Source organism: Galbitalea sp. SE-J8, from assembly GCF_030345695.1.
Taxonomy (GTDB): domain Bacteria; phylum Actinomycetota; class Actinomycetes; order Actinomycetales; family Microbacteriaceae; genus JAUASV01.
Genome location: NZ_JAUASV010000014.1, coordinates 40,160 through 57,524 on the forward strand (window position 1 = coordinate 40,160; position 17,365 = coordinate 57,524).

Consider the following 17,365-nt stretch of genomic DNA (forward strand, 5'->3'; position numbering starts at 1 on the left):
GCGCCCGAAACGCCCTGCCCGAAAACGAAGGAGATCGGGCCACGAACGGCCGCCGACCCTCACGGTCGAGCGAGTTCGGGGCTCGATCTCCTTCGTTTTCGTGACGCGCTTTCGTGGCGCTCTTCGTGACGCGGGCGGCGCTCAGGGACGCGGATGTGGGCCCGAGCCCGAGCCCGTGCCCTCGTCCCGGCGCACCGCGAAGGTGAGGAGGCCGCGCCGGGTGTCCCAGTCGAGGTCGTCGACGGTGGTCTGCAGCGCGAGGTAGTACGGCGCGAGCATCGTCGAGCGTCGCCCCTCGGGCAGGTCGAGGTCGAGGCTGAGCGCGACCGCGGTCGAGCCGTCGGGCTGGCCGCGGAGCTCGATGAAGAGGCTGCCGGCATCCGCCCCGGGCGAGCGCAGCGCGGCGGTCAGCAGCCCGCGCAGCGCCGCCCGCTGGGCGGAGTTCATCCGGTCGGCACGGTGGTCCGGGTCGACGACGAACATCCGGCCGTGCGCCGCCACCGACTCCAGCCAGCTGCGGTTCACGCTCTCCTTCAGGTCGGAGCGCAGGCGGCGCGCGAGCTGTCCGGCGAGGGCGCGGTCGTCATCCGTCACGACGCCGGCGTCGGCGATCTGCTCCAGGAACGGCGCGACGCGCGCCCCGAGCCGGGCGAGCAGGTGGCGTTCGACGATGAGGGCGGTCTCGTCGGCGAGCGCGCCGTCGACGCGTTCCGGCACGGTGCCCGCGTCGACGAACAGCTCGCGGGTGCGCGCGACGACCGTCACGATGAACACCGCCGACGCGACGAGGCCGATGAGCGTCGTGCCCATCGCGATGACCGCGGCCGACACGGGCGGCCACACGGTCACGTCGGTCGAGAACGCGATCCCGCCGGCGACGCCCGAGGCCACGCTCAGCACGCCGCCGTAGACGAGCACCTGCAGCACCGACGAGTGCGGCGCGAGCGTCGCGATCACGATCGCGACCCCGGCCGGCGCCCACCAGTACTGCACGAGGGTCGTCGCCGAGTAGTTCGCGCACGTCGAGACGACGAGCCCGGCGATGGCCAGCGCGAGCACGGGGATCGCGGAGAGCGAGCCGAACGGACGCCGGAACGGCCCGGTGCGCACCTGAACGAGGAAGGATGCGGCCGCGACGAGCGCGACGGCCACGATGTCGAGCAGCGGGGCGGCGGCATCCCGCCACGTGCTCGTCACCGAGGCGAGGCCGTAGAACAGGATGAGCGCGCCGAACGACCCGGCGAAGAGCGGCCGCGAGTACCAGCTGAGCGGGTCCAGGCTCTGCGGCGAGGTGCGCAGCAGCCGGTTCACGACGGCGCTCCGTCGACCTCGTGCGGCACTCGCGCGCCGACGGGCACGGACACGAGCACCGACGTGCCGGCGCCGACCCGCGACCAGACCCGCACGCTGCCGCCGCTCGCCTCGATCGCCGTGACCGCGGCAGCCGGGAGACCGGTCGTGGTCGCCGTGTCGAAGCCGACGCCCTGGTCGATGACCATGTAGGTCAGCTCGCTCGCCGCGCCGCCGACCACGAGCTCGGCGGAGGCCACCTGCGCGTGCGCGAGCACGTTGTCGAACGCGGCGCGCAGCAGCGCATGGATCGCCTCGCGCGCCGCCGGCGGCATCCGGACGACCTCGTCGTTCGTGCCCGTGACCTCGACGGTGAGCCCGCGCCACTGCATCTCGCTGACGAGCGCCACGGTGCCGTTGCGCACGGCGCTGTCGTCGCCGTCGACGTCGAGGGCGTGGCCCGGCTCGCGCAACCAGGTGGGCCTGCGCAGCGTGTCGACATCCGCTCGGAAGCGCTGCCGGGTGCGCTCGTCGAGCTCGTCCGGCGCGCTCATCACGGCCGTGAGGTCGCCGAGCACGGTGTCGTGCACCATCGCGGCCGCGCGCTGCTCGAACTCGTGCTCGAGGGCGACGCGCCGGGTCTCGTGCTCGAGCCGCTCGAGGTCGGGGATGCGGCTCGCCTGGCTCGCCCGCACGACGGAGAGGATGACGTACGCGCTCGCGTAGACGGCCCAGCCCGTGACCGGGCCCCAGCCGGGCCACAGCGGCTGACCGAGCACGACGGCGGCGAGCCCGGTGGACGCGAACGAGACCCCGAGGCCGATGGTCGCCCAGGCCAGCCCGGCGAGCGGCCGCGCGACCGCCGGCGCGAGCAGAACGAGCGCGAACGCGGGTCGGTTGAGCAGGAACGTATTGTCGCCGTCGAGTCCGGGGTCGATCCGGTAGACGAGCACGAAGAACGCCGTCGCGAGCGCGACGCCGAGCACGAGGTGCACGACCCGGGTGAGGAGCGTGCGACGCAGGCCCGCCACGACGACGACCGCGGTGAACGCGATGAGGCAGAGCAGCGGCGGGAGGATCCGGTCGCCGTGCCCGCGCGCCACGAGCACGTCGACGAGCACCGGGATGTCGAGGATCGACACCAGGATCGACACGGCCCAGCCGCTGCGGGCGACGGATGCGGTGACCACCTCGGAGGCGATCTCGCGCGGCAGCACGGCGATCCGCGTGCGCCTCTCGCCCCCCGGCCCTCCCCCGTTGGCCATCGGATCAGTTCGTGCTCGGCGGCGATGTCGGGGTCGACACGCTGGTCAGGTAGCCGAGGAAGCCGGGATCGGAGAACACCACGGTGGCGAACAGCGCGGCGGCGACGATGCCGACGACCACGCCCGCGATGAGCGGCACGAAGAAGCTGACCTTCCCGTGGCGCAGGCGGCGCACCGAGATCGCGATCGCGATGAGCAGCACGACGGGCTCGATGATCGCGAGCGCGATGCCGACCGCCCGCGCGAGGCCGACCGGCTCGACGGGGCCGGTGTAGCCGTACAGCTCGTAGGCGGAGGCGAGCGTCGTCGGCAGGTCGGGGTAGGTCGCGATGCCGTTGATCGTGGAGAACGTGCCCATGCCGATGAGCACGACCGTGAGCAGCACGTCCCACCGGCGCGACCGTCGCGGCGCGTCGGCCGTCGCGTACGGCGGCGGCGCGGATGCCACGGGTCGCGCCCCGACCCCGGTCGCCTCGCGCGGCGCGTCCTCGACGGCGCCGGCGGCACGCGGACGCGGGCGCCCGCGCTCGAGGAACTCCTCGAGCGTCATGCCCGATGCGGCCGCCTGTTCCTCGGGGGTCGCGTACTCGCCGTACTCCGGGCGCTCCCGGCCCGCGGCATCCGCGCCGGGGCCGTCCGCGCGCCGGCCGTCCGCGCGCTCCCGGCCCGATCCGGCGTCGCTCACGCGGTCTGCCAATCGAGTCGGCGGCGGCCGCCGAGGCCGCGCTCGTCGGGGTTGCCCTCGGCATCCGTCCGCAGTTCCTTGGGCAGCGAGAACATCAGATCCTCCTCGGCCGTGACGACCGTCTCGACGTCGCGGTAGCCGGCATCCGCGAGCTGCTCGAGCACCTCCTGCACGAGCACCTCGGGCACCGACGCACCGCTCGTGACGCCGACCGTGGCGACGCCGTCGAGCCAGGCCTGGTCGATCTCGTGCGCGTAGTCGACGCGGTGCGCGGCGGTGGCGCCGTGCTCGAGCGCGACGTCGACGAGCCGCATCGTGTTCGAGCTATTGCCGCTGCCGACGACGATCACGAGGTCGGCCTGCGGCGCGACCTTCTTGATCGCGACCTGGCGGTTCTGGGTGGCGTAGCAGATGTCGTCGGACGGCGGGTCCTGCAGGTTCGGGAACCGCGCGCGCAGGCGCTGCACGGTCTCCATCGTCTCGTCGACGGACAGTGTCGTCTGCGAGAGCCAGACCAGGTTGTCGGGGTCGTCGACGACGAGGCCGTCGACGTCGTCGGGTCCGTTCACGAGGGTCGTGCGCTCGGGTGCGTGCCCCATCGTGCCCTCGACCTCCTCGTGCCCGGCGTGTCCGATGAGCAGGATGTGGCGGTCCTGCTTCGCGAAGCGCGTCGCCTCGCGGTGCACCTTGGTGACGAGCGGGCAGGTGGCGTCGATCGCCTCGAGGTCGCGCTCGGCGGCCTCGCGCACGACGGCGGGGCTGACACCGTGGGCGCTGAACACGACGTGGCTGCCCGGCGGCACCTCGGCGACGTCGTCGACGAAGATCGCCCCGCGCTTCTCGAGCGTCGCGACGACGTGCACGTTGTGCACGATCTGCTTGCGCACGTACACCGGACTGCCGAACCGGTCGAGCGCCTTCTCGACGGCGACGACGGCCCGGTCCACTCCTGCACAGTATCCGCGCGGCGCTGCGAGCAGCACCCGCTTGGGGGCGGCGACGGGGGTGTCCACTAGCCTGTTGCGGGCCGACGGGACTCGCGGCACGCCGAGCACGGCGACGTTCCCGTTGGTGATGGTGGACACGGCCCGATTCTACGGGCGGCGCCTGGACGAGGCGTGGAGTGCACGAGGCGCACGAGGCGCACGGAACGGACGGAGGGTCGCATGACGGATGCCCCCGCGACCGTGGACGCGCCCTGGGGCGTCGCGCTGCTCTCGGGCAAGATCAAGGGCTGGATCGAACGGCTCGGCACCGTGTGGGTCGAGGGCGAGCTCACCCAGTGGAACGAGCGCGGCGGCGTCGTCTACGGCAAGCTCAAGGACCTCGAGGCGGATGCCACGGTCTCGTTCACGATGTGGTCGAGCGTGCGCGCGCGCGTGCCCGCCGACCTCGCACGCGGCGACCACGTCGTCGCCCTCGTCAAGCCCGACTGGTGGGTCAAGGGCGGCACCCTCACGATGCAGGTGCTCGACATGCGCCACGTCGGCCTCGGCGACCTGCTCGAGCGCCTGGAGAGGCTGCGCCGCACGCTCGCCGCGGAGGGGCTCTTCGACGCCTCGCGCAAGAAGCGGCTGCCGTTCCTGCCGGGGGTCATCGGACTCGTGACCGGCCGCGACTCGGACGCCGAGAAAGACGTGCTCCGCAACGCGCAGCGGCGCTGGCCGGGCGTCGAGTTCCGCACCGCCTACGCGGCGGTGCAGGGCGACCGCGCCGTGCCCGAGGTGCTCGCGGCGCTGCGCCGGCTCGACGCCGACCCGGAGGTCGACGTCATCATCGTGGCCCGCGGCGGCGGCGACTTCCAGCACCTGCTCGTGTTCAGCGACGAGCGGCTCGTGCGCGCCGCGGCCGCCCTCGCCACGCCGCTCGTGAGCGCGATCGGCCACGAGGCCGACCGTCCGCTGCTCGACGACGTGGCCGACCTGCGCGCCTCGACGCCGACGGACGCCGCCAAGCGCGTCGTGCCCGACGTCGCGGAGGAGCTCGCCCGCATCCAGCAGGCCCGCGCCCGGATCGGCACGCGCGTGACGACGCGGCTCGCGCACGAGGCGGACCGCATCGAGCAGCTGCGCTCGCGTCCGGTGCTCGCGCACCCCGAGCGCCTCGTCGACGGGCGCGCCGAGGAGCTCGCCCGTCTCACCGCCCGCGCCGGCGACCTCATCGAGCGCTCGATCGAGCGCGCCCACGTGCGCGTCGTCGAGCTCGCCGGCCAGGTGCGCTCGCTCTCGCCGCAGCGCACGCTCGACCGCGGCTACGCGATCGCGCAGCTGCCCGACGGCGGCGTGCTGCGCAGCGCGACGGATGCCGCCCCCGGCTCCCGCCTGCTGCTCACGCTCGCCGACGGCAGCATCCGTTCGACGGTCGACGCCGACGCCGACGTCGACCCTGACGCCGCCCGCACCCGACGATAGGATTCGAGACCGTGGCTTCCGACCCAACGCCCCTCGCGGAGCTCTCGTACGAGCAGGCGCGCGACGAGCTCGTGCGCGTCGTGCAGGAGCTCGAGCAGGGCGCGCCGACGCTCGAGCAGTCCCTCGCCCTCTGGGAGCGCGGCGAGTCCCTCGCCCGCCGCTGCGAGGAGTGGCTGCTCGGCGCCCGCCAGCGTCTCGAGGCCGCGCGGGGAGCGGCCGCAGACCAGCACAGCGCCGCGCGGGGAGCGGCCGCCGAGCGGCACAGCGCCGCGCGGGGAGCGGCCGCCGCACCCGCCGCCGATCCGTCCGACGACGAGGCGTTCTGATGGCACGCGCGCGCGAACCGCGCATCGTCGCCGAGCTCGGCCGCCCCGAGACCCCCGACGAGACCGCCGAGCGCAAGGCGGCCAACTCGGCCCGCTACCGCGCGAGCAAGACCACCCGCAATCTCGCGGCGGCGCTCGTCGCGACCGTGGCGATCGTCGTCGCGCTCGTCGCGGTCGTCGTCCGCCCCGACCCGGGTCTCGACCTGAGCGTCGACTGGCACGCCATCGCGGCCCAGGCGGGCGAGCCCGTCGTCGACCCCGAGCTGCCGGCCGGCTGGACCGCGAACGCCGCCGAGTTCCGCGGCTCGACCGACGAGCGCTACTGGTACCTCGGCTTCGTGACCCCGCGCTCGGGCTTCGTCGCCGTCGAGCAGCACGACGCGGTCGACGACGACCTCGTGAAGCACACGCTGCCCGACCACTCCACCGGCCCGCAGACGCAGACCGTCGGCGGTGTCGCCTGGCAGGCCTGGACCGCCCCGGATGCCGCCACCGCCGGCAACTACGCGCGGGTCTGGGAGACCACGGCCGGCAGCACCCAGTTCCTCGTCTACGGCACCGCCGACCTCGACGAGTTCACCACGTTCGTCGAGGCCGTCGGAGAGGACCTGCCGTGACGCCCACCCCGACGCTCTCGCCCGCCGAGGTGTGGCAGCAGATGCTCGACGGCAACGCGCGCTTCATCGCGGGCAGCCCCGAGCATCCGCACCAGGACGCCGACTACCGCGAGGCGCTCGCGGGCGGTCAGACGCCGAGCGCGGCGCTGTTCGGCTGCGCCGACTCGCGCCTCGCCGCGGAGATCATCTTCGACCGCGGGCTGGGCGACCTGTTCGTCGTGCGCAACGCCGGCCAGGTCGTCGACGAGTCGGTCATCGGATCGCTCGAGTACGCCGTCACGGTGCTCGGCGTGGCGCTCATCGTCGTGCTCGGCCACGACTCCTGCGGCGCCGTCGCCGCGGCGATCGCCTCGGCGGGCGCGGACAGCGAGCCCCTGCCGCCGCACATCGCGCACCTCACCGAGCGCATCCAGCCCGCGGTGATGCGCGTCGCGCTCGCCGCCGGCACCGCGGACCGCCCCGAGGAGGCGGACGCGTTCGACGTCGGCCGCGAGCACCTGCGCGACTCGATCGCGGGCATCCTGTCCGGCTCCGAGATCATCTCCGAGCGGGTCGCCGCGGGTACGCTGGCGGTCGTCGGGGCGAACTACCGCCTCGCCGAGGGCCGCGCCGTGCCCGACGTGCACGTCGGCCTGGTCTGACCCCCGTTCCCGACCGCAAGAAGGGCCCACCGCTGTGACCGACTCGCTCCTCGACTACCGCATCGAGCACGACACGATGGGCGAGGTGCGGGTGCCCGCATCCGCGCTCTACGGCGCGCAGACGCAGCGCGCGGTGGAGAACTTCCCCATCTCGGGCTCCGGTCTCGAAGCGGCGCAGATCGTGGCGCTCGCGCGGATCAAGAAGGCGGCGGCGCTCGTCAACGCGGACCTCGGCAAGCTCGACGCCTCGATCGCGCGGGCGATCGCGGATGCGGCCGACGAGATCATCGGCGGCGCCCACCACGACCAGTTCCCGATCGACACCTACCAGACCGGCTCGGGCACGAGCTCGAACATGAACATGAACGAGGTGCTCGCGACGCTCGCGACGCGTTCCCTCGGCCGGGACGTGCACCCCAACGACCACGTGAACGCGTCGCAGTCGTCGAACGACGTGTTCCCGACCTCCGTGCACGTCGCCGTCACGGCGGCTCTCGTCGGAGACCTCGTGCCCGCGCTCGCGCACCTGCGCGCGGCGCTCGCCGCGAAGGCCGGGCTGTGGCGGGACGCCGTGAAGAGCGGCCGCACCCACCTGATGGATGCCACTCCCGTGACCCTCGGCCAGGAGTTCGGCGGCTACGCGCGCCAGATCGAGCTCGGCATCCAGCGCGTCGAGGCGACCATCCCGCGCGTCGCCGAGGTGCCGCTCGGCGGCACCGCGACCGGCACGGGCATCAACATGCCGGTCGGGTTCGCGGCCGCCGTGATCGAACGGCTCACGACCGAGACCGGGCTGCCGCTCACGGAGGCGCTCGACCACTTCGAGGCGCAGGGCGCGCGCGACGGGCTCGTGGAGGCATCCGGTGCGCTGCGCACCATCGCGGTGTCGCTCGTGAAGATCTGCAACGACCTGCGCTGGATGGGCTCGGGGCCGAACACCGGGCTCGGCGAGCTGCACATCCCCGACCTGCAGCCCGGCTCGTCGATCATGCCCGGCAAGGTCAACCCGGTGATCCCCGAGGCGACGATCATGGTCGCCGCGCGCGTCATCGGCAACGACGCGACGATCGCGTTCGCGGGCGCGACCGGCAGCTTCGAGCTCAACGTCGCGATCCCGGTGATGGGCACGGCGCTGCTCGAGTCGATCCGTCTGCTCGCGAACTCGGTCGTGCTGCTCGCCGACAAGACCGTCGACGGCCTCGAGGCGAACCTGGAGCGCGCCCGCGCCCTCGCCGAGTCGTCGCCGTCGATCGTCACGCCGCTGAACCGGATCATCGGCTACGAGGCCGCCGCGAAGATCGCGAAGAACTCCGTCGCGAAGGGCATCACGGTGCGCGAGTCGGTCATCGACCTCGGCTTCGTGGAGCGCGGCGAGGTGACGCTCGAGCAGCTCGACACGGCCCTCGACGTCACCACGATGACCCACCCGGGCTGAGCCGGCGCCGGTCCGCTCCCCGCTGGCCGAGGAGGCGCGCCAGCGCCGTCTCGGGGCCCGTCGGCACGACAACGCGTAAACTCGTGCCGCTGGCACCGAGCGGCCGGAGGGCGGTCCCTCCTTCGGTGGCGGCCAGTTGGGAAAGTCCACCGTGTCGCACGGTCTCGTCGGACGCTACGCGTCCGTGCTCGTCGACGGCGCCTGGCGCGTCTCGCTCGCCGGCTGGTTCGCCCGCCTGGTGCGCTCGAGCGCCCAGATCGGCGCGGTGCTGCTCGTCGCGGCACGCGCGGGCGACTTCGCGATCGCGGGCGTCGCGGCCGGAGCGGTCGTGATCGGCGCGGCGATCGGCGGACCGCTGTGGTCCCGCGCCGCCGATCGGCGCGGCCAGCAGCGCGTGCTGCCGTGGACGATCGTGTCGATGATCCTCGCCGGTGCCGCGCTCATCGCGGCCGTCGACCTCGGGGCGCCCGTGCCGGTGCTGCTGCTCGCGGCTCTCGCGCTCGGCGCGAGCTCGGCCGATGCCGGATCGTTCGTGCGCGCCCGCTGGATGCACCGCCTCACCTCGGCGAGCCACCGGCACACCGCCCTGTCGCTCGAGTCCGTGCTCGACGAGTTCTCGTTCGTCATCGGACCGCCTGTCGTCACGATCGTCGCGGGGGCGATCGCGCCCGAGCTCGGACTCGCGATCGGCGTGCTCGCGAGCGTGGGCGGATGCCTCGGGCTGCTCGCCGAGCGCTCCAGCATCCCGCGTCCGAGCCCGACGGTCTCCGCGGCGGGGCGCGCCGCGAGCTGGCTGCCGCTGTCCGTGCTCGCGCTGCTGCCCGCCCACGTCGGCATCGGCCTGATGTTCGGCTCGGTCGATCTCACGGCCGTCGGCATCGCCGACGACCTCGGCGCGACCTGGGTGGCGGGCGCACTGCTCGCCGTGTTCGCGGTCGGCAGCGTCACCGCCGGGCTCGTCGTCGGCGCGATCGGCGACCGCGGCACCGCGCTCGCCCGGCTCGCCGTCGCGGGGCTCGTGTTCGCCGCGCTCGTGCCGTGGTTCGCGGTGCTGCCGACGGCGTCCGGCTTCGCCGTCGCGAGCCTGCTCGGCGGCCTCGCCACGACGCCCGTGCTCATCGCCGCGAGCACGATCATCGAGTCGACCACGGACCGGGCCGGCGTGACCCTCGCGCTCACCTGGCCGACCGTCGCGCTGTCGCTCGGGGTCACGATCGGCTCGTGGCTCGCGGGCAGCGCGATCGACGCCGGCGACCCGTTCGGCGCGACCGGCCTGCCGCTCGCATCCGCGGCGCTCGTGGCGGTCACGCTCCTCGTGAACGCGGCCGTGCGATCGCGCGGCGCGCGCACGCTCGCCGACGCATCCTGATCCCGCCGGCCGGCGCCCGAAGCGCACGAAGCGCACGACGGTGCCCGCTCGCGCCGTCTCGCTGAATCCGTGCGCGGACGGCATCCGCTCACCCCTCGCCGCGCGACCCCGACCGCGCCCGCACGACCCGGCCGGGCCGCGCGACCCGGGCGGGTAGCCCGGGCCGCGCGACTCGGGCCGAACGAAGGATCAGGCGAGCTCGTTCGACTCCAGCATCTGGGTGACGAGCGCCGCGATCGCAGAGCGCTCGGAGCGCGAGAGCGTGATGTGCCCGAACAGCGGGTGCCCCTTGAGGCTCTCGATCACGCTCGCGACGCCGTCGTGGCGGCCGACGCGCAGATTGTCGCGCTGCGCGACGTCGTGGGTGAGCACGACCCGCGAGTTCTGGCCCATGCGCGAGAGCACCGTGAGCAGCACGTTGCGCTCGAGCGACTGCGCCTCGTCGACGATCACGAACGCGTCGTGGAGCGAGCGTCCGCGGATGTGCGTGAGCGGCAGCACCTCGAGGATGCCCCGGTCGATGACCTCGTCGATCACGTTCTGCGACACGACGCTGCCGAGCGTGTCGAACACGGCCTGCGCCCACGGGTTCATCTTCTCGGCCGCGTCGCCGGGCAGGTAGCCGAGCTCCTGCCCGCCGACCGCGTAGAGCGGCCGGAACACCATGATCTTGCGGTGCTGCTGCTTCTCGAGCACGGCCTCGAGGCCCGCGCACAGCGCGAGGGCGCTCTTGCCGGTGCCCGCGCGGCCGCCGAGCGAGACGATGCCGATCTCCGGGTCGAGCAGCATGTCGATCGCGAGGCGCTGCTCGGCGCTGCGGCCGTGCAGGCCGAACAGGTCGCGGTCGCCGCGCACGAGACGGATGCTGCCCCGTCCGGTCACGCGCGCGAGGGCGCTGCCCCGCTCCGAGTGCACGACGAGGCCGGTGTTGACCGGCAGGTCCTGCACGGCGCGCGAGGTGAGGGCCTCGGTGTCGTACAGCTCGGCCATCTGCTCGGCCGAGAGGTCCACATCCGCCTGCCCGGTGAAGCCCTCCTCGGGCGCGAGCTCGGCGCGGTACTCCTCGGCGGCGAGGCCGATCGAGGCGGCCTTGACGCGCATCGGCAGGTCCTTCGAGACGACGGTGACGTCGAGCCCGTCGCCCTGCAGGTTGAGCGCGACGGCGAGGATGCGGGAGTCGTTGTCGCCGAGCTGGAGACCGGACGGCAGCACCGACTGGTTCGAGTGGTTGAGCTCGACCCGCACGCTGCCGCCGCCCTCCGTGGCGATCGGGAAGTCGAGGCGTTCGTGCTGCACGCGCAGCTCATCGAGGTTGCGGAGCGCCTGGCGGGCGAAATAGCCGATCTCGGGGTCGTTGCGTTTCGATTCGAGCTCGGTGATGACGATGACGGGCAGCACGACGGGGTGCTCCGCGAAGCGGAAGATCGCCTTCGGATCCGAGAGCAGCACGGAGGTGTCGAGCACGTACGTGCGCGTCGCCGTGGTCGCGCGGGAGCCAGCGGCCCCCGTCTGCATCGTCGTCGGTCGGGATTGCTGGGCCACACTCGCTCCGTCCCCGAGCGCTCGCACGCTCGAGTTTTTCGCGAAGACGGCCGACCAGCGGTTTCGAGACGAACGGATGGGTGGCCATCTCGATCAGGCGCCCTGCCTGATGCTCCACACCATAGGCACGTCGAATGACGGACAGGTTTCACGACTCGCGGTCGGCGTGTTTCGGCTGAGTAAACATCCGGCGGCCCGCGCGTCCGCCCCGGTGGCGCCCGCCCCGGAGCGCCCGGCCGAAGAGCTCGCCCCGAAAACGAAGGAGAACGGATGTGCCTGCCGCCGGCACGCCGCGAACCGGCCCCGGATCGCGCGATCCTCCTTCGTTTTCGGGAGGGAGGTGCGGCGGGGCGGGGCCGCGCGGGTCAGATCGCGGTGGCGTAGCTCGTGAGCGCGGCGCGCAGCAGGTCGAGGGTCTCGTCGGTCGTCGAGGCGTGCGCGCTCACCCGCACCGTGCCCGCGCGCACGGTCGTCGCGACGCCGTGGTTGTGCAGCGCCGCGGCGAGCGCCGTGAGCTCGGCGGGCTCCGGGCCGAGCACGACGATCCCGGCCCGCTCGTGCGGCGCTCGCGACGAGAGGACCGGCACCGCGAACTCGTCCGCGAGCTGGATGATGCGCTCCGTGGTCTCGACGATGCGCTCGCGCACGGGGCCGACGCCGACCTCGGCGAGCTGCTCGAGCGCGGCCGCGAGCCGCGCCTGCGCGATCGGGTCGGCGGGGGCGATCTCGAACGCCCGGGCGCCGCGCGCGGGCGGCGGCACCGCGTCGAGCGGCATCCCCTCGACCTCGCTCGCCGGAAAACCCGACAGCACCGGGGTGAGCCGGTCGACGGCTCGGTCGCTCAGCGCGAGGAAGCCCGTGCTCCAGCCGGCGCGCAGCCACTTCTGGCCGCCCGTCGCGATGACGTCGGCGAGCCCCCAGGGCGCGTCGACGACGCCGAACCCCTGGATGGCGTCGACGACGAGCAGCCGGTCGCCGATCACCTGGCGGATGCCCTCGAGGTCGACGAGGTACCCGGTGCGGAAGTCGACGAGGCTCACCGCGACCGCGACCACGGAGTCGTCGAGCTGCGCACGGATGCCGCCGGGGGTGACGCGTCCGGCATCCGTCTCGAGCCAGCGCGCCTCGAGCGCGCCGAGCGCCTCGTGCGCGCGCACCGCCGCGAACGGCAGGCTCGGGAACTCGCTCGGCGCGAGCGCGACCGTTCCCGTGATGCCGAACAGGGCCTGCATGAGGCCCTGGCTCGTGTTCGGCTGGAACACGACCTGGTCGGCGCGGAACCCGGTGACGGCCGCGACGGCCGCCCGCGCGCGCTCGTCCTGCTCGAGCAGCGCGGGCACCGTGCCGAAGCGTGCCCGCGCGAGCGTCTCGGTCAGGGCGAGCTGCTCCCCGCGCGCGGCGGCCCCCATCGGACCCACGAACGCGAAGTCGAGGTAGCCGGGCTCCTCGTCGAAGCTGTCCAGGTAGCGCTCGAACGCGGCATCCGTCATCCGCCGTACCTCCTCTCGCGACGCGCGAAGTCCCGCAGCGCGCGCAGGAAGTCGACCTGTCGCAGGTCGGGGCCGAGCGCCTCGACGAAGTAGAACTCGCTGTGCGCACTCTGCCACAGCATGAAGTCGCTCAGCCGCTGCTCCCCCGACGTGCGGATCACGAGATCGGGGTCGGGCTGGCCGCCCGTGTAGAGGTGCTCGCCGATGAGCTCGGGGGTGAGCACGTCGGCGAGGTCGTCGAGCGTGCCGTGGTGCGACCGGACGATCGAACGGATGGCGTCGACGATCTCGCGCCGCCCGCCGTAGCCGACGGCGAGGTTGACGTGCAGGCCGGTGTGGTCGCGCGTGCGCGCCTCGGCCGCGCGGATCGCCGCGACGAGCGGAGCCGGCAGTCCCTCGTCGGAGCCGACGTGCTGCACGCGCCAGTCGCGCGTGTGCGAGAGATCGTCGGCGAGGTCCGCGATGATCGCGAACAGCTGCTCGAGCTCGTCGGCGGAGCGGCCGGTGAGGTTGTCGGTGGAGAGCAGGTAGAGGGTCGCGACCTCGATGCCGAGGTCGTCGCACCAGGCGAGGAACTCGTGCATCTTGAGCGCACCCGCGGTGTGCCCGTGCGCCGCGCTCGAGTAGCCGCGCATCCTCGCCCAGCGCCGGTTGCCGTCGATGATCATCGCGACGTGCCTCGGGCGGGGCGCCGCGGCGAGCGAGCGCTTGAGGCGCGAGGTGTAGAGGTCGTACAGGAAGCCGCGTCCCGCGGACTCCCCGGTGCCACTCACGGGTCCACGTTAGCGGGGTGGCGCCGGCTCTCCCATCCCGCCGTTATCCGGCGCCCCTATGCTCGGGCCATGACGCCGGAGACCGACGAGCCGCCCGCCACCCCGTCTCTCGCGGAGGTCGCGTCGCAGCCCGATCCGGACGGCGACCTGCCCAGACTGCCGCTGCTCGACGACGCCGTCGAGTACGCGGCGATCGAGAAGAAGCCGACCTGGCGCGGGTGGATCCACGCGGGCACGTTCCCGGTGGCGATCGCGCTCGGCATCGTGCTCGTCTGCCTCGCCGACGGCGGGGCGGCGAAGGCCTCGACCGCCGTGTTCTTCGCGAGCTCGCTGCTGCTGTTCGGCACGAGCGCGCTCTACCACCGCGTCAACTGGAGCCCGCGGGTCAAGGCGGTGTTCCGCCGCATCGACCACTCCAACATCTTCCTGCTGATCGCGGGCAGCTACACCCCGATCACGGTGCTCGCGCTGCCGCCGGCGAAGGCGACCGTGCTCCTCTGGCTGGTGTGGGGCGGGGCGGCGCTCGGCGTCGGTTTCCGTATTCTGTGGATCCGTGCGCCGCGCTGGCTGTACGTGCCGCTCTACCTGCTGCTCGGCTACGCCGCGTTCGCCTTCATCGTCGACTTCTTCGAGGCGAACGCGGCGATGATGACCCTCATCCTGGTCGGCGGGGTCTGCTACTCGATCGGCGCGGCCGCGTACGGCTTCAAGCGGCCGAATCCGGTGCCCGGGGTCTTCGGCTTCCACGAGGTGTTCCACTCGTTCACGCTGCTCGCGTTCCTGTGCCACTGGACGGGCATCCTGCTCATCGCCCTGCACCCGCTCTACCCCTGACGGTCGCCCCGGCCCTCGCCCGAGTCCTCGCCGCGCGCCTCGGCCTCGAGCTGCTCGCGGATCTCCGCGCGGTAGCGCACCCGGCGCACCCGGCGCGTCATGTCCACGATGAGCAGCACGACGACGACCGCGATGACGAACGTGACCGCGAAGCCGACCCAGCCGGGCGTCACGGCGTTCTGGTCCACGCTGAGGCCGGGCAGCGTCGGCGACGGGCTCGGGGTCGCGGCGGCGACGGGGTTCACGACGGCGGCGGTCAGGCTCATGGGGCGTCCTCGGGGAGTCGGTCGTCGACGATGCCGGCGAACAGGTCGGTCTCGGGCACGCTCGTCGGCACGGTCGACGACACGAGCTCGAAGTCCTCGGTCGGCCAGACGCGGCGCTGCACGTCGTTCGGCCAGAAGAACCACGGGTCGTCCGGCGCCACCTGGCTCGCGTGGGCGCGCAGGGCGGCATCTCGGATGTCGAACTCGGCAGCGCAGGGAACGCGCGTCGTCGCGGGGCGCCCGCCCGCCGCATCCCGCAGCTCGCGCCAGGCGAGCATCTCGTCGAGCTGCGCGATCCGCCCGTCGGCCGGGTCGGCCGCGTGCAGCCCGTCGCTCACGGCCCGGGTGCGGTCGAGCGAGAAGATGCGGTCGTAGTAGTGCTTGGGGGTCGCCCAGGGCGCGCCGGATCCGAGCAGGGCCGCGGCATCCGCCGCCACCGCGTTCGCCCAGACCGCGATCTCGTGCGCTCGGATGTGGTCCGGATGCGGGTAGCCGCCGTTCTCGTCGTAGCTGACGAGCACGTGCGGGCGGAACTCGCGTACGACCCGCACGAGCGCGCGGCCGCTGATCTCGACGGGGATGCCGGCGAAGCTGTCGGCGCGCACGCCCTCGCCCTCGCCGGGCAGCCCGGAGTCGCGGTAGCCGAGCCAGCGGTGCTCGATGCCGAGAATGCGCTGCGCCTCGGCCATCTCGGTGCGACGGTGCCCGGCCATGTCGCGCTCGGCGCGCACCCGGGCCGCGGGCGCGAGCCCGGGATTGAGGATGTCGCCCGCCTCGCCGCCCGTGCACGACACGACGAGCACGCGCACGCCGCGCCGCGCGTAGTGCGCGTACGTCGCGGCGCCCTTGCTCGACTCGTCGTCCGGGTGCGCGTGCACCGCGAGGAGGCGCAGCGTCACGGGTGCTCCGATCGGGGGCGGTTCGCGGATGTCCGGGGCCGGGTCAGGAGACTCCGGGGTCGGCTCGATAGCCTGGACGCCAGCCTATCCGCCCCGTTCCGAGGACTCCCGTGAGCACGCCCGTGACCGATCTCGACGCTCGCTACGGGCGCACACGCTCGTCGGCGCGCCGCACGCGGCTCGTCGGCTCGCTCGCGGCCGCGGCGATCGTGCTCGTGTTCGGCGCGTGGGTGTGGTGGGCCGGCATCCTCTCCCCCTCCGCCGACATCGGGGTCGACCCGGTCGGCTACAGCGTCGGATCGGATGCCGTGGTCACCGTGCGCTACCAGGTCACCGTCGATCCCGGCACGGCCGCGAAGTGCGCGGTGCAGGGGCTCGACGCCACCGGCGGCACGGTCGGCTGGCTCGTCGTCGACGTGCCGGCGTCACAGCAGCACACCCGGGCGTTCACGACCACGGTGCGCACCACGCAGCGCGCCGTGACGGGGGTCGTGAACCGCTGCTGGCCGACGTCATGACGGAGGCACCCTGGTAGACTGGGTGACTTACTTCCGCGGACCGGCCGAACGGCCGGTCTTTTCTTTCGGGCGCGGTGTCCGCGAACGCCGCCATCCACAAGCACAAGGAGGCATCAGCCATGAGCGACACGACCACCACGTGGCTCACGCAGGAGGCCTACGACCGACGCAAGGCGGAGCTGGAACAGCTCGCGAGCGAGGGTCGCACCGAGATCGCGAAGCGCATCGAGGCCGCTCGCGAGGAGGGCGACCTGAAGGAGAACGGCGGCTACCACGCCGCCAAGGAGGAACAGGGCAAGATCGAGGCCCGCATCCGCGTGCTCACGGAGCTGCTGCGCACGGCCAAGGTGGGCGACGCGCCGGAGAGCTCCGGCGTCGTCGAGCTCGGCACGGTCGTCACGGTGTCGATCCTCGGCAACGAGAAGAAGTTCCTGCTCGGCAGCCGTGAGATCGCCGGCGACGCCGACCTCGACGTGTTCAGCGAGTCGAGCCCGCTCGGCGCCGCCATCCTCGGCAGGCGCGAGGGCGACACGACGTCGTACGCGGCGCCCAACGGCCGCGACATCGAGGTGACCGTCGTGAAGGTCGAGACCTACTCCGCCTGACCGGCCGGCCCTCGCCGTCGGCGGCCGCCGGCCGCCGGCCCCGCTGGTCGAGGAGCCCGCGCGGCACCCCGCGCCACTGGTCGAGGAGCCCGCGCGGCACCCCGCGCCGCTGGTCGAGGAGCCCGCGAGCGAAGCGAGCCGGCGTCTCGAGACCACCACAGCTCCACCGGGCGAACGAATGGTTTCGAGACGCGTCCTCGCTGCGCTCGGGCGCTCCTCAACCAGCGGAGGGGCAGCTGCGGCACCCGGCCGGTCGAGGAGCCCGCGGCACCCCGCCCCGCCGGTCGAGGAGCCCGCGAGCGAAGCCCGCGAGCCCCGCCCCGCTGGTCGAGGAGCCCGCGAGCGAAGCGAGCCGGCGTCTCGAGACCACCACAGCTCCACCGGGCGAACGAATGGTTT

General features: G+C 73.3%; 18 protein-coding genes. 9 read left to right on the plus strand and 9 right to left on the minus strand.

Features of this window, described 5'->3' with window-relative positions; all coding sequences use genetic code 11:
* Positions 1-141: 141 nt before the first annotated feature.
* The 4 genes from QT381_RS10220 to QT381_RS10235 are packed head-to-tail and all read right to left on the minus strand — an operon-like array spanning position 142 to position 4,325.
* Positions 142-1,311, minus strand: coding sequence for a hypothetical protein (locus tag QT381_RS10220; protein ID WP_289248836.1), 1,170 nt, complete (start codon positions 1,309-1,311; stop codon positions 142-144).
* Positions 1,308-2,555: a sensor histidine kinase gene (locus QT381_RS10225; protein WP_289248837.1), complete on the minus strand. Its 1,248-nt coding sequence runs from the start codon at positions 2,553-2,555 to the stop codon at positions 1,308-1,310. Before QT381_RS10225 ends, QT381_RS10220 begins: the two co-directional genes overlap by 4 nt.
* Positions 2,556-2,559: 4 nt before the next feature.
* Positions 2,560-3,240, minus strand: a complete 681-nt coding sequence (locus QT381_RS10230) for a DUF6264 family protein (protein WP_289248838.1) — start codon at positions 3,238-3,240, stop codon at positions 2,560-2,562.
* The gene (locus QT381_RS10235; RefSeq protein ID WP_502877503.1) at positions 3,237-4,325 is read right to left on the minus strand and encodes a 4-hydroxy-3-methylbut-2-enyl diphosphate reductase; all 1,089 of its coding nucleotides are present in this window, start codon (positions 4,323-4,325) and stop codon (positions 3,237-3,239) included. Before QT381_RS10235 ends, QT381_RS10230 begins: the two co-directional genes overlap by 4 nt.
* A gap of 81 nt (positions 4,326-4,406) precedes the next feature.
* Between QT381_RS10235 and xseA the strand changes: the two genes are divergently transcribed.
* From xseA to QT381_RS10265, 6 genes are all read left to right on the plus strand, one after another.
* Positions 4,407-5,651, plus strand: coding sequence for an exodeoxyribonuclease VII large subunit (gene xseA, locus QT381_RS10240; RefSeq protein ID WP_289248839.1), 1,245 nt, complete (start codon positions 4,407-4,409; stop codon positions 5,649-5,651).
* Between the two features lie 11 nt (positions 5,652-5,662).
* Positions 5,663-5,977: an exodeoxyribonuclease VII small subunit gene (locus QT381_RS10245; protein ID WP_289248840.1), complete on the plus strand. Its 315-nt coding sequence runs from the start codon at positions 5,663-5,665 to the stop codon at positions 5,975-5,977.
* Entirely contained in the window at positions 5,977-6,594 is a 618-nt protein-coding gene (locus QT381_RS10250; RefSeq protein ID WP_289248841.1) for a DUF4245 family protein, read from the plus strand. The genes QT381_RS10245 and QT381_RS10250 overlap by 1 nt, the downstream gene beginning before the upstream one ends.
* A 41-nt stretch (positions 6,595-6,635) precedes the next feature.
* Positions 6,636-7,235, plus strand: coding sequence for a carbonic anhydrase (locus QT381_RS10255; protein WP_289248879.1), 600 nt, complete (start codon positions 6,636-6,638; stop codon positions 7,233-7,235).
* 34 nt (positions 7,236-7,269) lie between these two features.
* Positions 7,270-8,670 (plus strand): class II fumarate hydratase, encoded by a 1,401-nt coding sequence (locus tag QT381_RS10260; protein ID WP_289248842.1) that lies wholly within the window; start codon positions 7,270-7,272, stop codon positions 8,668-8,670.
* Between the two features lie 151 nt (positions 8,671-8,821).
* On the plus strand, positions 8,822-10,039 hold the full coding sequence (locus QT381_RS10265; protein WP_289248843.1) for an MFS transporter: 1,218 nt from the start codon (positions 8,822-8,824) through the stop codon (positions 10,037-10,039).
* A gap of 189 nt (positions 10,040-10,228) precedes the next feature.
* On the opposite strand, the gene phoH2 is transcribed toward QT381_RS10265, so the two are convergent.
* The 3 genes from phoH2 to QT381_RS10280 all read right to left on the minus strand — a co-directional run bounded on the left by phoH2 (position 10,229) and on the right by QT381_RS10280 (position 13,844).
* Complete coding sequence (gene phoH2, locus QT381_RS10270) at positions 10,229-11,554, minus strand: RNA 5'-3' helicase PhoH2 (RefSeq protein ID WP_289248880.1); 1,326 nt, start codon at positions 11,552-11,554, stop codon at positions 10,229-10,231.
* Between the two features lie 392 nt (positions 11,555-11,946).
* Positions 11,947-13,071, minus strand: a complete 1,125-nt coding sequence (locus QT381_RS10275) for an aminotransferase class V-fold PLP-dependent enzyme (protein WP_289248844.1) — start codon at positions 13,069-13,071, stop codon at positions 11,947-11,949.
* Positions 13,068-13,844, minus strand: coding sequence for an isoprenyl transferase (locus QT381_RS10280; RefSeq protein ID WP_289248845.1), 777 nt, complete (start codon positions 13,842-13,844; stop codon positions 13,068-13,070). Before QT381_RS10280 ends, QT381_RS10275 begins: the two co-directional genes overlap by 4 nt.
* A 69-nt stretch (positions 13,845-13,913) precedes the next feature.
* On the opposite strand from QT381_RS10280, the gene trhA reads away from it, so the two are divergent.
* Complete coding sequence (gene trhA, locus QT381_RS10285) at positions 13,914-14,678, plus strand: PAQR family membrane homeostasis protein TrhA (RefSeq protein WP_289248846.1); 765 nt, start codon at positions 13,914-13,916, stop codon at positions 14,676-14,678.
* Here the strand turns inward: trhA and QT381_RS10290 are convergent.
* Positions 14,669-14,944, minus strand: coding sequence for a hypothetical protein (locus QT381_RS10290; protein WP_289248847.1), 276 nt, complete (start codon positions 14,942-14,944; stop codon positions 14,669-14,671). The genes trhA and QT381_RS10290 overlap by 10 nt on opposite strands.
* Positions 14,941-15,843, minus strand: a complete 903-nt coding sequence (gene mca / locus QT381_RS10295) for a mycothiol conjugate amidase Mca (protein WP_289248848.1) — start codon at positions 15,841-15,843, stop codon at positions 14,941-14,943. The genes QT381_RS10290 and mca overlap by 4 nt, the downstream gene beginning before the upstream one ends.
* 110 nt (positions 15,844-15,953) lie before the next feature.
* Between mca and QT381_RS10300 the strand changes: the two genes are divergently transcribed.
* Together QT381_RS10300 and greA are read left to right on the plus strand one after the other, a co-directional pair.
* Positions 15,954-16,361, plus strand: coding sequence for a DUF4307 domain-containing protein (locus tag QT381_RS10300; RefSeq protein ID WP_289248849.1), 408 nt, complete (start codon positions 15,954-15,956; stop codon positions 16,359-16,361).
* A gap of 119 nt (positions 16,362-16,480) precedes the next feature.
* Positions 16,481-16,966, plus strand: a complete 486-nt coding sequence (gene greA / locus QT381_RS10305; RefSeq protein WP_289248850.1) for a transcription elongation factor GreA — start codon at positions 16,481-16,483, stop codon at positions 16,964-16,966.
* The last annotated feature ends 399 nt before the right edge of the window (positions 16,967-17,365 follow it).

Excerpts from the sequence above, each read along its gene's own strand:
- QT381_RS10225 (WP_289248837.1), bottom strand. The coding sequence starts at position 2,555 with ATGGCCAACGGGGGAGGGCCGGGGGGCGAGAGGCGCACGCGGATCGCC.
- xseA (WP_289248839.1), top strand. The coding sequence starts at position 4,407 with ATGACGGATGCCCCCGCGACCGTGGACGCGCCCTGGGGCGTCGCGCTG.
- QT381_RS10250 (WP_289248841.1), top strand. The coding sequence starts at position 5,977 with ATGGCACGCGCGCGCGAACCGCGCATCGTCGCCGAGCTCGGCCGCCCC.
- QT381_RS10255 (WP_289248879.1), top strand. The coding sequence starts at position 6,636 with ATGCTCGACGGCAACGCGCGCTTCATCGCGGGCAGCCCCGAGCATCCG.
- phoH2 (WP_289248880.1), bottom strand. The coding sequence starts at position 11,554 with ATGCAGACGGGGGCCGCTGGCTCCCGCGCGACCACGGCGACGCGCACG.
- QT381_RS10275 (WP_289248844.1), bottom strand. The coding sequence starts at position 13,071 with ATGACGGATGCCGCGTTCGAGCGCTACCTGGACAGCTTCGACGAGGAG.
- trhA (WP_289248846.1), top strand. The coding sequence starts at position 13,914 with ATGACGCCGGAGACCGACGAGCCGCCCGCCACCCCGTCTCTCGCGGAG.
- QT381_RS10290 (WP_289248847.1), bottom strand. The coding sequence starts at position 14,944 with ATGAGCCTGACCGCCGCCGTCGTGAACCCCGTCGCCGCCGCGACCCCG.
- greA (WP_289248850.1), top strand. The coding sequence starts at position 16,481 with ATGAGCGACACGACCACCACGTGGCTCACGCAGGAGGCCTACGACCGA.